This window comes from Streptomyces nitrosporeus (genome assembly GCF_008704555.1).
In the GTDB taxonomy this organism is placed as follows: domain Bacteria; phylum Actinomycetota; class Actinomycetes; order Streptomycetales; family Streptomycetaceae; genus Streptomyces; species Streptomyces nitrosporeus.
Genome location: NZ_CP023702.1, coordinates 7,457,952 through 7,472,033 on the forward strand (window position 1 = coordinate 7,457,952; position 14,082 = coordinate 7,472,033).

At 73.3% G+C, this 14,082-nt stretch carries 11 protein-coding genes and 1 pseudogene; 6 read left to right on the forward strand and 6 right to left on the reverse strand.

Annotation, left to right across the window (positions count from 1 at the left end):
• Positions 1-133 precede the first annotated feature (133 nt).
• Entirely contained in the window at positions 134-1,759 is a 1,626-nt protein-coding gene (locus CP967_RS33225; RefSeq protein ID WP_150491526.1) for an MFS transporter, read from the forward strand.
• Between the two features lie 35 nt (positions 1,760-1,794).
• Here CP967_RS33225 and CP967_RS33230 read toward each other — a convergent pair.
• From CP967_RS33230 to CP967_RS33245, 4 genes and pseudogenes are all read right to left on the reverse strand, one after another.
• Positions 1,795-3,276 (reverse strand): annotated as a pseudogene (locus CP967_RS33230) (aminotransferase class I/II-fold pyridoxal phosphate-dependent enzyme).
• 41 nt (positions 3,277-3,317) lie between these two features.
• Positions 3,318-3,899 (reverse strand): N-acetylmuramoyl-L-alanine amidase, encoded by a 582-nt coding sequence (locus CP967_RS33235; protein ID WP_150491527.1) that lies wholly within the window; start codon positions 3,897-3,899, stop codon positions 3,318-3,320.
• 188 nt (positions 3,900-4,087) lie between these two features.
• Positions 4,088-5,374 (reverse strand): SWIM zinc finger family protein, encoded by a 1,287-nt coding sequence (locus CP967_RS33240; RefSeq protein WP_150491528.1) that lies wholly within the window; start codon positions 5,372-5,374, stop codon positions 4,088-4,090.
• Positions 5,371-8,262 (reverse strand): DEAD/DEAH box helicase, encoded by a 2,892-nt coding sequence (locus tag CP967_RS33245; RefSeq protein WP_150491529.1) that lies wholly within the window; start codon positions 8,260-8,262, stop codon positions 5,371-5,373. The genes CP967_RS33240 and CP967_RS33245 overlap by 4 nt, the downstream gene beginning before the upstream one ends.
• Before the next feature lie 277 nt (positions 8,263-8,539).
• On the opposite strand from CP967_RS33245, the gene CP967_RS33250 reads away from it, so the two are divergent.
• The 4 genes from CP967_RS33250 to CP967_RS33265 all read left to right on the forward strand — a co-directional run bounded on the left by CP967_RS33250 (position 8,540) and on the right by CP967_RS33265 (position 11,563).
• On the forward strand, positions 8,540-9,601 hold the full coding sequence (locus tag CP967_RS33250; RefSeq protein ID WP_150491530.1) for an acyl-CoA desaturase: 1,062 nt from the start codon (positions 8,540-8,542) through the stop codon (positions 9,599-9,601).
• An 89-nt stretch (positions 9,602-9,690) separates the two neighbouring features.
• Positions 9,691-9,873, forward strand: coding sequence for a hypothetical protein (locus CP967_RS33255; protein WP_150491531.1), 183 nt, complete (start codon positions 9,691-9,693; stop codon positions 9,871-9,873).
• Positions 9,870-10,412, forward strand: coding sequence for an MOSC domain-containing protein (locus tag CP967_RS33260; RefSeq protein ID WP_150492164.1), 543 nt, complete (start codon positions 9,870-9,872; stop codon positions 10,410-10,412). The genes CP967_RS33255 and CP967_RS33260 overlap by 4 nt, the downstream gene beginning before the upstream one ends.
• 245 nt (positions 10,413-10,657) lie before the next feature.
• A complete protein-coding gene (locus CP967_RS33265) occupies positions 10,658-11,563 on the forward strand; it encodes an oxygenase MpaB family protein (RefSeq protein WP_150491532.1) in 906 nt (301 codons plus the stop codon).
• Between the two features lie 20 nt (positions 11,564-11,583).
• Here the strand turns inward: CP967_RS33265 and CP967_RS33270 are convergent, their stop codons facing one another.
• Both CP967_RS33270 and CP967_RS33275 read right to left on the reverse strand, forming a co-directional pair.
• Positions 11,584-12,183, reverse strand: coding sequence for a class I SAM-dependent methyltransferase (locus CP967_RS33270; protein WP_150491533.1), 600 nt, complete (start codon positions 12,181-12,183; stop codon positions 11,584-11,586).
• Positions 12,184-12,811: 628 nt separating this feature from the next.
• Positions 12,812-13,240, reverse strand: a complete 429-nt coding sequence (locus CP967_RS33275; protein ID WP_150491534.1) for a PPOX class F420-dependent oxidoreductase — start codon at positions 13,238-13,240, stop codon at positions 12,812-12,814.
• A gap of 134 nt (positions 13,241-13,374) precedes the next feature.
• On the opposite strand from CP967_RS33275, the gene CP967_RS33280 reads away from it, so the two are divergent.
• Positions 13,375-13,785 carry a roadblock/LC7 domain-containing protein gene (locus CP967_RS33280; RefSeq protein WP_150492165.1) on the forward strand — a complete coding sequence of 137 codons (411 nt, stop codon included), beginning with the start codon at positions 13,375-13,377 and terminating at the stop codon, positions 13,783-13,785.
• The last annotated feature ends 297 nt before the right edge of the window (positions 13,786-14,082 follow it).

Here is a 14,082-nt window from a genome sequence, read left to right on the forward strand (position 1 = left end):
GCCGCTCGGCCGGCCGAGTGGCGGGGCGGAAGGGCGGGGCCTACCGTCGGACGGGTGGCGGAATCCGTCCGCCCCGTCCGCCGGCAGGCCCCGCGGGGGAGAACCCTCCCGGCGGCTCGGACACCGCAACGCCATGACCGCTTCCCGTACGACATCCCGCCGGTCTGCCGGAACTCCGGAGAAGGGCCACGGCAGCGGGACGGCCCTGCTCGTCATCGCGTCCTGCCAGCTGATGGTGGTCCTCGACATCACCATCGTGAACATCGCTCTGCCGCACATGCAGACCTCCCTCGGGTTCTCGACCGAGAACCTCTCGTGGGTGATCAACGCCTACACCCTGACGTTCGGAGGACTGCTGCTGCTCGGCGGACGGCTCGGTGACATCCTCGGACGCCGCAGAGTCCTCGTCCTCGGCGTCCTGCTCTTCGTGGCGGCCTCGCTGGCCGGCGGATTCTCCCAGGAGTCCTGGCAGTTGCTCGCAGCCCGCGCCCTTCAGGGGGCCGGCGGCGCGATCGCGTCCCCGACGGCCCTCTCGCTCATCACCACGACCTTCCGGGAAGGGCCGGAACGCAACAGGGCGTTCGGTGTGTTCGCCGCCGTGTCGGCGGGCGGCAGCGCCATCGGGCTGCTCGCCGGCGGGGTGCTCGTGGAGTGGCTCGACTGGCGCTGGGTCCTCTTCGTCAACGTGCCCATCGGGCTGCTGATCGCCCTGGCCGCCCCCCGCTGCATCCGGGAGTCCGAACGGCACCCCGGACACTTCGACCTCCTTGGAGCCCTCACCTCCACGCTCGGGATGGTACTGCTGGTCTACGGGTTCATCCGGGCGTCCGAGGACGGCTGGAGCGACGCCCTGACCCTCGGTGCCTTCGTCGCGGCGGTGGTCTTCCTGGCCGCCTTCCTCATGGTCGAGCGCGGTTCCCGGCAGCCGATCACCCCCCTGCGCATGTTCCGTGACCGCAACCGCGCCGGGGCCTACGGGATGATGCTCAGCCTCGCCGCCGCGATGTTCGGCATGTTCTTCTTCCTGACCCTGTTCGTCCAGAACGTCCTCGGTTTCAGCCCGCTGCGCGCGGGCCTCGCCTTCCTGCCCGTCAGCGCGGTCATCGCGGTCAGCGCGGGCCTGGCCTCCAGGTTCCTGCCCCGCTGGGGGCCGAAGCCCTTCATGGTGACGGGGGCGGTCCTCGCCGCGGCCGGGCTGGCCTGGCTGACCAGGACAGACGTCCACAGCACCTACGCCGGGAGCATCCTGGGCCCGATGCTGGTCTTCGGCTCCGGTATGGGCATGCAGTTCGTGTCGCTGACGCTGATGGCGGTCTCGGGGGTCGCCCCCCGGGAGAGCGGAGCAGCCTCCGGAGTCCTCAACGCCACACAGCAGGTGGGCGGTTCCCTCGGCCTGTCCATCCTGGTCACCGTGTTCGGCACGGCCGGCCGGAACGAGGCCGCCGACCAGGTACCGCGCTTCCTGGCGGAGGCGACGCCCGCCCAGCAGGCGGAGTTCCGCAGGACCGGCCGGCTGCCGCCTCCGTGGGGGGAGCAGGTGCTCGCCACCGGGGTCTCCCACGCCTTCGTCGTCGCCGCCGTGTTCGCGGTCGTCGCCGCGGTCGTCGCGCTGCTGGTCATCCAGGTCCGGGCCTCGGACCTGCGGCGCCTGCGGGGCGGAGAGGCGATGCCCGCAACCGGACAGGACGCGGAGGACGCCCCGGCCGGGCCGGGCCCCGCGGCCGGCGGGGCGGACACGGGGCCCGGCGCGGGCGGCTGAGGCCGGAGCCCGCGGCGGGCCGTGGCCAGGAGCGGTCAGGGGCCTTCGCCCGCGGTGCAGACACGGACGGTACGCAGCTGCGGATCCGCCGGATCGGGAACGTTCATGCCCGCCTCGATCCCCGAACGCAGGTACCGCAGAACCGGTTCGGTCAGCCGTTCGCCGGGTACGACGGCGGGGATGCCGGGCGGGTAAGGGGTCATCATCTCCGCGGCGACACGGCCCACCGCCTCCTCGACGGGAATGTCCTCGGTGGCCGAGAAGTACGCGTCAGCGGCGTGAGCACCTGAGGCAGCCGCAGCTCCGCCGGGGGCGGGATGACCATCTCCGGCGCGGGACGCAGGGTGTGCGCGTTGCGGGACAGGTCCCGCAGCGCCGTGAGCAGGCGCCCGGCCGTCTCCGCGTCGTCCGCGTGGGTGAGCTGCGCGCTGATCCGGCGGTGGTCGACCAGGTGCATGTCGACATGGTGGGTCTCGCGCAGCCAGTCGGCCGCCCGGTAGCCCGATGTGCCGAGTCCCGTGACGTCGATGACGACGGGCAGGGGGTCGAAGTCCGTGCCCGCGCCCGGACCGCAGAAGTCGGAGCGGTCGTTGACGTGGAGGCCGTCGCCGGCCTCGATCTCCTGCCGCACACCGGCCGCGAGGTCGAGCGCGCGGCCCAGCAGGGAGTGCCCGTCCAGCATCATCTGCCGGCGCCAGCCGTCGATGCCGGCGTACAGCAGCACCGAAGGGCTGGTGGTCCCCAGCAGGTCGGCGCGTGAGGCGAGTGTGTCGTGGTCGATCAGATCGCCCCGCAGGTGGAACACGGAGCCCTGCTCCGGACCGCTTCCCATCTTGTGGATGCTGGTGACGCACACGTCGGCCCCGGCGTCCATCGCCCAGGCGGGCAGACCGGGATGGAAGGGCAGGTGCGCCCCCCACGCCTCGTCGACGACGAGAGGACGCCCCCGGCGGTGGCAGACCTCGGCGATCGCGGCGAGGTCCGCCGTCGAGCCGTACGGGGTCGGGCTGGTAACCAGGGCGCCCCGGGCGTCGGGATGCTCCTCGAAGGCACGCTCGAAGGCCTCGGGCGAAGGGGCGTGTGCGAGATGCCGTCCGGCGTCCCACTGCGGATCGATCCAGACGGGCTCGATGCCGGACAGGATCAGCCCCGCCACGACCGACTTGTGGGCGTCCCGGCCCACCAGCAGCTTCTCGTTGTGCCAGGCCACGCTGAGCATGGCGGCCTTCACGGACAGGGAACTGCCGCAGGTGGAGAAGAAGGTGTGCTCGGCGTGGACGGCGTCCGCCATCAGGTTCTCGGCCTGCTTCAGGACGTTTCCCGACGTCCTGCGGTCGTCGAGGCCGCCGCTGGCCAGGACGTCGCCGAGGAAGACGGCGTCGCCGAGCACGGCCCGCACGTCCGGGGCCGCCCCCCCGGGCGTGTTTGTGCCCCGGTGGGGAGAACCCCAGCCGCCCCCTCTCCTGATAGGCGGTGAGAGCTTCCAGTACGGGCGCCTTCTCGTGGTCCATGCGCATGTGCGACGCCTTCCCGGACCGGGGCGCGGCCAATCAGGAAGTCAGAGCAGGTTGACCAGACGTATGTACCGGACCCAGTCCCAGTTCACCCCCGGGTCGGTGTGGTCGCTGCCCGGGACCTCGTGGTGCCCGATGATGTGGGCGCGGTCCTTGGGCAGGCCGTACCGCTCGCAGATGTCCGCGGTGAGCCTCGCCGACTGCTCGTACATGGTGTGGGTGAAGAACGAGGGCTGGTCCACCCAGCCCTCGTGCTCGATGCCGATACTGCGCGTGTTGTAGTCCCAGTTGCCCGCGTGCCACGCGATGTCCTTCTCGCGCACGCACTGGGCGACGTACCCGTCACCGGAGCGCACCACGTAGTGGGCGGACACCTGCTTGGCGGGATTGCGGAAGATGTTCAGCGTGTCCGTGAACGTCTCCTGGGCGACGTGGATGACGACGAAGCCGACCGGATAGGCGGAAGGGCGGCTCGACACCGTGTAGTTGGACGTGGAGGCCGGGGCCGCGTGGGCCGGCGGGTAGTCCGTCCCGGCCGTGGACGCGGCGACGGCACGGACCGAGGCGGGTAAGAACGCGGCGGTGGCCGTGACCGCCGCTCCCTGAAGAATTCTCCTGCGGTGCATGGGTGCTCCTGTCGGGGGTGAGGGTGGCCGCGGCGGCGGAACGGCGTCCGTATCGCGGACAGCGGCGTCCGGTACGGCCGACCCACCGTACGGGGCGCGGCAGGTGCGGCGGAAGACGGCGGTGACGGGCACAGCGCCCGGCATCCGCTCAGCGGGCGCGCGGGAAAGGGGCCCGGCCGGCCGCGCGGTCAGGGGCCCGGGGCCGGGTCGGGAACGCTCGCCAGCGCGGCCGCGGGGTCGTCGTCCGCGGGGCCGCAGGGTACCCAGCGGCCGTGCTCCCGGCGATAGGGCCACCAGCGCCCGTCCCGGCCGTACCTCAGCTGTGCCGCCGCCCCCGCCACCGTCCAGCGGTTCTGCGCCACACGCAGCCCGGGGGCGCCGCCGTCCTCCCAGGCCGCGGCCAGCCGGGCCCGCGCACGGGCGAGATCCGCGGGCCCGGGGGCCCACTCCTCGTCGTACACCGCCAGCCCCGCCGTACGGCCGTGGCGCCAGGCGGCCACCGCGGCGTCCAGACCGGCACGCGACCGGCCGGAGGCCGTGGCGATCCGGGCCAGGAGCGGCGCGCCCGGCCGCGCGTCGGCGGCCAGCCGCACGGCGTCCTGCTCCTTCGTGAGGGCGGGAGCGGGAGGCCGTGCCCCGTGGCCGTCGGACAGCGCGTCCGCCAGCATCGCGAGAGCCCGCGCGGCGGTGTCGGCCGCCAGCACCTCCAGCGCCGCCGGATCCACACCCTCCACCGGGTCGGCCTCCGTGTCCAGTGACGGCGAGTCGCCGGGCGCCCCCGGGACGGGCGGGGGAGGGGGCAGCGGCGGCAGGACGTCCCGGGCGGCGAACGCCTCGTCCGCCCGTACCGCGGCCGGGGAGACGCCGGGCGGCCCGGACTCCTCGCCGGCCGCCACGTGGGAGGCGAGGGCGGTGCTGCGCGCCTGCAGCTCGTCCAGGAGCCGCCGCTCCGCCCGGCCCCGCAGCAGGAGGAGGACGAACGGGTCCTGGTCCAGCAGCCGGGCCACCTGGTAGCACAGGGCGCCCGTATGAGGACAGTGGTCCCACGCCTCGCAGCCGCACTCGGGCTCCAGGTCCCCGATGCCCGGGAGCAGATGGACCCCGGCCGCCGCCGCGTCCTCCACCAGGTGCGGGGGCATCTCCCGGTCGAGCAGGGCCGCGATGTGCCCCGCCCGCTCGGAGGCCATGCCGAGGAAGCGGTCCCACTCGTCCTCGCTCAGCTCCTGGAGCAGCACGTCACTGCGGTACACCGCCTCACGGTCCCGTACCACCGCGGTGATCCGCCCCGGCCGCACGGAGACCGCGCCCACCCGGCCCTCGCGGGCGAGCCTGCGCCCGGTCTTGAGCTGCCGGCCGTCCAGCGCGGTGTCCTCCAGCGCCTTCAGCCACGCCAGCCCCCACCAGGACGACGCGAACCCGCGGCCCTGGGCGGGCGGCAACGCCTCGAACGTCCGTTCCAGCTCATGGCTGTTCATCGTGATTCCCCCCGCAGCTCGACCAGGTCGGCCAGTTCCGCATCCGTCAGTTCCGTCAGCGCGCTCTCGCCACTGCCCAGCACGGCGTCCGCGAGTCCCTGTTTACGTGCCAGCATGGCGGCGATCCGGTCCTCCACGGTCCCCTCGGCGATCAGCCGGTGCACCTGCACGGGCTGTGTCTGCCCGATCCGGTACGCGCGGTCCGTGGCCTGCGCCTCCACCGCGGGGTTCCACCAGCGGTCGAAATGCACCACATGGCCGGCCCGGGTCAGGTTGAGCCCCGTTCCCGCCGCCTTGAGCGACAGCAGGAAGACCGGCGCCCCGCCCGCCTGGAAGCGGTCCACCATGGCCTCGCGTTCGGCGACCGGAGTGCCCCCGTGCAGGAACTGCGTCCGTATCCCCCGCGCGGCCAGATGCCCTTCCAGCAGGCGCGCCATCCGCACGTACTGGGTGAACACCAGGACACTCGATCCCTCCGCCAGGATCGTGTCCAGCAGTTCGTCCAGCAGTTCGACCTTCCCCGAGCGGTCCGCGATCCGGGGGCGCTCCTCCTTGAGGTACTGCGCCGGGTGGTTGCAGATCTGCTTGAGCGCGGTCAGCAGTTTGACCACGAGTCCGCGGCGCTCGAAGCCCTCGGCGGCCGAGATCTCCGCGAGGGCCTCCCGCACCACCGCCTCGTACAGCCCCGCCTGTTCGGGGGTGAGCGACACGGCGCGGTCCGTCTCCGTCTTCGGCGGCAGCTCCGGGGCGATACCCGGGTCCGACTTCCGGCGTCGGAGCAGGAAGGGGCGGATGAGCGCGGCCAGCCGCCGTGCGGCCGCCGGGTCGTCGCCGCCCTCCACCGCGCTCGCGTACCGGTCGCGGAACGTCCCCAGCCGGCCGAGCAGCCCCGGGGTGGTCCAGTCCAGGATCGCCCACAGCTCCGAGAGGTTGTTCTCCACGGGCGTGCCGGTGAGCGCGACCCGCGCCCGGCCGCCTATCGTCCGCAGCTGCCGGGCGGTCGCCGAATGCGGGTTCTTGACGTGCTGAGCCTCGTCGGCCACCACCAGCCCCCACGGCGTGCCCGCGAGCCGGGCCGCGTCGAGCCGCATGGTGCCGTACGTGGTGAGCACGAACTCGCCGTCCACGACGCCCTCCAGCGACCGCGCGGCGCCGTGGAAGCGACGTACCGGCGTGCCCGGGGCGAACTTCTCGATCTCCCGCTGCCAGTTGCCCAGCAGGGAGGCCGGACAGACCACGAGGGCCGGACCGGCGGAGCCGCTGTCGCCCTGCCGGTGCAGATGCAGGGCGATCAGGGTGATGGTCTTGCCGAGACCCATGTCGTCCGCGAGGCAGGCGCCGAGTCCCAGGGAGGTCATGGTGTGCAGCCAGTTCAGGCCGCGCAGCTGGTAGTCGCGCAACTCCGCGGCCAGCGCGGACGGCGGGCCGACGGTCCGGCCGTCCGCCGCCTCGGGATCGGCGATCCGGGCACGCAGCTGTTCGAGCCGGCCGGTCGCGGTCACCTCCACCCGCCGCCCGCCGACCTCGGTGCTCCCGGTCAGCACGGCCCCCAGGGCATCGAGCGGTGTGACCTTGTGGTCCTGGGCCCGCCGGGCGCGCCGTGCCTCCTCCGGATCGACGAGCACCCACTGGTCGCGCAGCCGGACCAGAGGCCGGCCCGCTTCCGCGAGCCGGTCGAGCTCCGTCCGGCTCAGCTCCCGGCCCCCCAGCGAGAACCGCCAGTCGAACGCCAGCAGGGCGTCCGCGGACAGGAAGGAGGGTGTCCTCGCGCCGGGCCGCCGCGGACCACCGCTCCCGGCCTCGTCCTCCTCGTCCTCCTCGTTCGCGAGACCGATCACCGCCCGGGCGGTGAGCTTCCCGGACAGCTCCTTGGGCCAGTGCACCCGCACACCCGTCGCGGCGAGCACCCGGGCGGCGGGGCCGAGCAGTTCGGCCATCTCCTCGTCCGCCGGCTCCACGGCGTCCGGGACCGCGGCCGACAGCAGAGGCGTCAGGGGCGGCCAGGCGCGGGCGGCCCGGCGCAGGGCCAGCAGCGCGTCCATCCGCGCCCGCGGCCCGAACAGCGCCACGGTGCCGGTACGGCCGGTCCAGACGTCGGCCGCGTCGGCGACCACCGCGGGATCCTGGACGCTGTGGAGCTGCAGGACCACCCGGAAGGCGGGACCGGCGGCCCCGGCGCCGTCCTCTGCCCCGGCCGTCCCGGACACCTCCACGCGCAGCGAGAGCCGCACGCCCGCGTCATGACCCGCCGCCACATCGGTGGCCCACGGCCGCAGTCCGGGCAGACGCACCGGCTCCGCCGCCGCGAACGCCGGACCGCCGGTGAGCCGGGCGGCACCGGGGGTGCGCGGCAGCGTGTCGGCGACGGCGTCCACGAACGACCGCAGGAGCGGCTCCGGCGCCGGCAGCATCAGCGGATCCGCCGAGGGGTCCAGCGGCACCGCGTGCGCGTACGGCGGCATGGAGGCGGCGAGCACCCGGACCCGTTCCAGGTCGTCCGCCGCCAGGGGGCCGGCCCGCCACGCGTCGTGGTCCTTCGCCCCGAGCCCCGGCAGCAGCAGCCCGCGCGCGACGAACTGGAGGGCCAGGACGGCCGCCGCACCCCAGAAAGCGGCCCCGGACGAGGCATGGGCCGAGGTGCGCGCCCGCGTCAGGACCGGCAGCGCGTCGCCCACCGGGACCAGCCGCGCCGCCACCGTACGGAGAAGGGCGCCGTCGCCGGCGACGGTCAGCTCCGCCGTGCTCCCCGGACCGGCGGGCGGAGTGCCGCTCTCCGGATCCCAGAAGGCGACGGCACCCGAGCGGGCGGGCTCGGAGGGCAGGAAGACCGCCTGGCAACGGGACAGTCCGCCGATCTCGTCGAGAGTTGCCGCAGAGGGCCTGTGCACAGTGATGGCAGATTCCTCAAATTTGACTAGTGGGGGGCCGGGGCGCCGAGGGTACCTCACCCGCGGGCGGTCCGCGCGGTCATGCGCCGATCCGCCGGGAGCCGGTGACGCGCGGCCCCGTGGTACAGCCTGCGCCACCCCCGGACGGTGGGGCTGGCCCCCGTACGCCCGGGGTGAACTCCCCAGGCGAACCGGGGTGAAGACCTCATGGCCCGGCAGTGCTCACGCTCCGTACGTTTGACGAGGTCAGAGCCGTTGCCGAGAAACCGGAGACACCATGCCCCAGGCAGTAACCACCGTCGGACAGCCATCGGGCGACGGCATGGAGAGCCCCGGACGCCCCCCGGCTCCCGGCAGCGACTTCGCCCCCCTCCTGAAGACCGTCAGGAGCCAGGGACTCCTGGAACGCCGGCCCGGCCGGTACGCCCTGGCCATCGCGGCCGACCTGGCGGCCCTGGGCGCCACCGTCGCGGCGGTCGTGCTGGTCGGGGACACCTGGTGGAACCTGTTCCTGGCCCTGCCACTGGCCGTCCTGTGGACCCGCACCGCCTTCGTCGGGCACGACGCGGGGCACTCCCAGATAACCGGCGACCGACGGGCCGCCCGGATCCTCGGACTCGTGCACGCCAACCTTCTCCTCGGTATGAACGAGGCCTGGTGGAACGACAAGCACGTACGCCACCACGCCAACCCCAACCACATCGAGAAGGACCCCGACGTCGGCGTGGGCGCGCTGGTCTGGACCCAGAAACAGGCCGCGCAGCGCGAAGGGCTCGCCCGTCTGCTCACCCGGAACCAGGCCCGCCTCTTCTTCCCCATGCTGCTCCTGGAGGGCATCGCCCTGAAGGTCTACGGCTTCCAGTTCCTGCGCCGTCAGCCCGCCCGTGAACGCGCCCTCTCCGGACTGCTGCTGGGCCTCCACCTCGCGCTGTACGCGACCCTGCTGCTCACCACCATGTCCGTGGGCCGGGCCGTAGTCTTCGCCCTGGTGCACCACGCGCTCTTCGGACTCCACCTGGGCATGGCCTTCGCGCCCAACCACAAGGGCATGGAGATGCCCGACCCGGACGGCGACCGCTGGGGCCACCTGCAGCGCCAGGTCCTCACCTCGCGCAACGTCCGCGGGGCCGTGCTCACCGACTGGTTCCTCGGCGGCCTCAACTACCAGATCGAGCACCACCTCTTCCCGAGCATGCCCCGTCCCCATCTGCGCCTGGCGCAGCCCCTGGTCAAGGCCCACTGCGCGGCCATCGGAATGCCGTACACGGAGACCGGACTGACCGAGTCGTACCGGCAGGCGCTGAGGCACATGCACGAGGTGGGCGAACCCCTGCGGTAGAACCCGGTCCCGCTCGGTGGAACCGATCGGCCGACGCGGACGTTGTCGTCAGTACAGGAGCGGTTCCGGCCGCGGAGGAGGCACAGGTCATGTCGAACGGTGCGAAGGTCGCCATCGGGGGAGTGGTCGTGGCGGTCGTCCTGATCCCCTTCATCGGGTTCTGGTGGTCGCTGCTGATCCTTCTCGGAGTGCCCGCGGCCGGGTATCTGATGCTGGATCCTTCCCAGCGGCGGAGGCTCCGCAGGGTCGGGCGCAAGGAGATAGGACGCTGAACAGCAAGGTCGGCGCCGTCAGCAGCAACGGCGTGTACGCGTTCACCAAGCCGAACAGGGAGAGCATCCGGCTCCTGGCGGGCCTCGGCGTGGAGGGCGACGTCCACGCCGGGACGACCGTCAAGCACCGGTCCCGGGTGGCCCAGGACCCGACGCAGCCCAACCTGCGCCAGGTGCACCTCATCCACCAGGAACTCTTCACCGAACTGAGGGAGGCGGGTTTCGAGGTCGGCGCCGGTGACCTGGGCGAGAACATCACCACCGTGGGACTCGACCTCCTCGCCCTGCCCACCGGGACCCTGCTGCGCCTCGGGGACGAGGCGGTCGTCGAGGTGACCGGCCTGCGCAACCCCTGCCTGCAGATCGACGCCTTCCGGCCAGGACTGCTCAAGCGGGTCGTCCACCGCGACGACGAGGGCTCCCTCGTCCGGAAGGCGGGAATCATGGGAATCGTCGTCAGCGGTGGAGTGGTACGGCCCGGGGACCCGATCGAGGCCGAACCGCCCCACGGACCGCACCGCCCCCTCGACCGCGTCTGAGGAAGGGCGGAGCCCGCCCTTCTGAGCCGTCCCCGGCGCCCGGACCCGTCGTCGCCCGGTCTCGTCCGGCGCACCTCAGCCACCCGGTGACCCCGCCGCCGAGGGCCTGACGACCGGACAAGGGGCGACGAGAAGGCGGCGCACCGCCTCTGCCGGGACGGACCGGCCGGAACACGCCCCGCGTGTGGTGCCGGCACGCCCGCCGCACATAGGGTTGCCGCTCCGGCCGGCGAGGGGGAGACAGCATGGTGAAGCGGTTCGACAGGCTCAAGGAGATCCGGCGGCTGGACCCGGAGCGCGACTTCCTGGAGATCTTCCGGCTCACCGTCACCTACGAGTTCCCCTGGGACGTCACCCGCGCACTCGAACTCGCCCTGTACCGCACCTACGCCGTTCCCGGCATCGGCCGGCTGCTCGCCACGACCGCGGAGCTGACGGAACGTTCGCAGAAGAGGTACGACGACACCGCGCTCCTCCTCGACGCCGTGGTGGAACACGGCTTCGACAGCGAGACGGGGCGCACGGCGATCCGCCGGATCAACCGGATGCACCGCAGCTACGACATCAGCAACGACGACATGCGCTACGTCCTCTGCACCTTCGTCGTCACGCCCAAGCGCTGGATCGACGCCTACGGATGGCGCAGGCTTTCCGGACACGAGACGAGCGCGTTCGCCGCGTACTACAGGACACTCGGCGCGCACATGGGCATCAGGGACCTGCCGCAGACCTACGAGGACTTCGAGCGCACCCTCGACACCTACGAGGCGGAACACTTCGGCTGGGACCCGGGAGCACGCGAGGTGTCCGACGCCACGCTGGCCCTGATGGGCTCCTGGTACCCCCGCCCGCTCGCCCCCGTCGTACGCAAGGCGGCTCTCGCCCTCCTCGACGACTCGCTGCTGCGGGCGTTCCGCTACGAGCGCCCCGGCCCCGTCGTACGAGGTCTGACCCGTGGGGCCCTCCGTCTGCGGGCACGCGCCGTGCGGCTCATGCCGCCGCGCTCCACCGCCCGCTACGCCCGCCAGAATCCCGAGATCAAGGGGTACCCGGACGGCTACGAGGTGGCGCGCCTCGGCACTTTCCCCGTCCCGGGCATCCGGGGCTGCCCCGTTCTGCACAGCCGGGCCCCGGACGCGCCCGCGGAGTGAGACCGCCGCGGGCGTCCGCGTCAGCGGGCCCGTTCCGCGAGGGCCAGGAAGCGGTCGTCCCGGTCGGTGTACGACCGGATCCGCCACCCCGAACGCGCCAGCAACGGGGTGAGTGCGGCTTCGGCCCGCAGATCGCCGTCGGTGAGCCGGCGGCCGTGCCGTGCCGCCAGTGCCGCCCGGCCGACCGGATGGAACAGGGCGAGCCGTCCACCGGGGCGCACGACACGGGCGAGTTCACGCAGCCCCTCCCCGGGGTCCGCCAGGTGCGAGATCAGCCCGGCCGCGAACACCGCGTCGAGCGTTCCGTCGCGCAGGGGCAGGCGGGCGGCGTCGGCCAGCAGCAGCGCGCCGTGGCGGGTACGGCCCGCTCGGACGGCCTCGGCGAGCATGGCGGGCGTCAGATCCGCCCCGAGCACCGTGCCGCCGCCGCCCACGGCGGCCCGCAGGGCGGGCAGGGCACGGGCCGTCCCGCAGCCGGCGTCGAGCACCGCGTCCCCGGGCCGCAGCCCCAGCTCACCGACCGCCGCAGCATAGGCGGGTCCGTCCCCGGAGAAGCGGCTGTCCCAACCGGCAGCGCGTACGGAGAAGAAGTCCTGGACGTGTGTACGAGCGTCGGTCATCGGGTTCCTCTGCGGACACCCCGCCGTTCACGGCGGAGAAGAAACGGACACCTGCGGAGCGGGGCGACGGGCTGCGGCACACCGGCAGAGCGGATCGTAGCGCCCGGGCACCGCGGGTTCGGGCACCGCGGTGAGAGGGACCGGTGGGCGAACGCGGCCGCCAGGCGGACGGGCCCCGGATCCCGCCGCCGGGCCGCTTCCCGCGGGTTCCGGCACCGGGCACCACCCCGGACCTGTCCGGGCGATCAAGACGCCGGCGGCCGAGGCACGGCGGTTTGTGCACGGCCGCGTCAGCCCGAGGGCACGGCCGGCACGCGACGCCGTGCGGTGGTGCGAACCGCCCGAGGGGTCCGGACCGCGGAAGACCGCTTGTGAACCCCGTCGGCCGTGCCCGGCCGACGGGACCCGGGAGCGTCCGCTCCGGCAGGCCCGGGCCGAAGCGGGCGCTCCCGGGGAGACAGTCCGCGGGACACCCCGGCCGGCTCCACCGTCGTGCGTGCGCGTCAGCGAACGCGAGCACGACGGAGCCGACGCCCCTCGGTGCGACGAGCGCGGCCACGTCCTCCTCGGCACCGTCACCGCGGCGGCCCTCGTCATCCGGCCCCGCACATGAGCGCCCGGACACGCCCTAATCGGCGACGTCAGCCATGGCGAGCACCTTGTCGGCACGCACCCGCACGAGGAGTTCCCCCGGCACACCGTTGCGTGCCCCGAACTCCTCGGCCGCCTCCGGGCCCATGTAGCGCGACGCGATCCGGGTCGCCCACCCGCGTACCTCGTCGAGGTCCTCACTGAGCCGGGCGTGCCCCTGGACCACGGCGAACGCGAACGGGGCGCGGTCGTCGTCGACACAGACCGACACCCGCCCGTCGCGTGCGAGGTTGCGGCCCTTCACGGTCTCCTTGCCGGTGTTGAACACGAGATCGTCGCCGTCGAGCAGGAACCAGACGGGAGCGATGTGAGGTCTGCCGTCCGCCCGGACGGTCGCCACCTTGCCGGTGCGGGTGCCCTCGGAGAGGAACGCCCGCCACTCTTCCTGAGTCATGTGGTGTGCCATGCGCCCATCCTCCGCCGCCGTCGCCCGGTGGCGCGAAGCGACGCCCCGGTAACCGAGGGGCGCTTGCCCGTGAGGATCGTGTGGGTAAGGCTTGCGCACGACGTGGGGAACGGACGATGGGGGAGGACGCGCACATGGCGCTGGACCGGGGACTTGACTGGCTCCTTGACGATCTCACCAGCCGGGTGGAGCACATACGGCACGCGCTCATCCTGTCGAACGACGGGCTGGTGACGGGGGCCAGTTCGGCACTGGCACGGGAGGACGCGGAACACCTGGCGGCCGTCTCGTCCGGCCTGCAGAGCCTCGCCAGGGGATCGGGCCGGCATTTCGGAGCGGGACGGGCGCGTCAGACGATGGTGGAGTTCGACGAGGCGCTGCTCTTCGTGACCGCGGCCGGCGACGGAAGCTGCCTGTGCGTACTCAGCGCCGCCGAGGCGGATGTAGGCCAGGTCGCCTACGAGATGACGCTGATGGTCAACCGCGTGGGCGAACACATCGGTGTGACGGGCCGTCAGCGCATCGACGACATGGGGCACCTGTGACCCGCGCCGGCCGGCGGACCCGGTGACGGTCCCCGGGGGCCGCCGACGGGGGAGGCTGTCCCCCGGGCCGGTCCGGGACGTCGCGCCACCGGCCGGTGCGTCGGCCGCGCCCTGGGCGAGTGCACGGTGGGACGGGCACGTGCCGGGGTCACCGCGCCATGCGGTCCGACGCGGTGGTGGAGACGGACACCCACGCGGTGAGCCTCCACCGCTCGCCCGGGTCCGATGTCCCGGGAACACCGGCCCGAAGGCTTCGGGCACTCCGCACGCGGTGACGTCGGACTGCACCTCACGCAC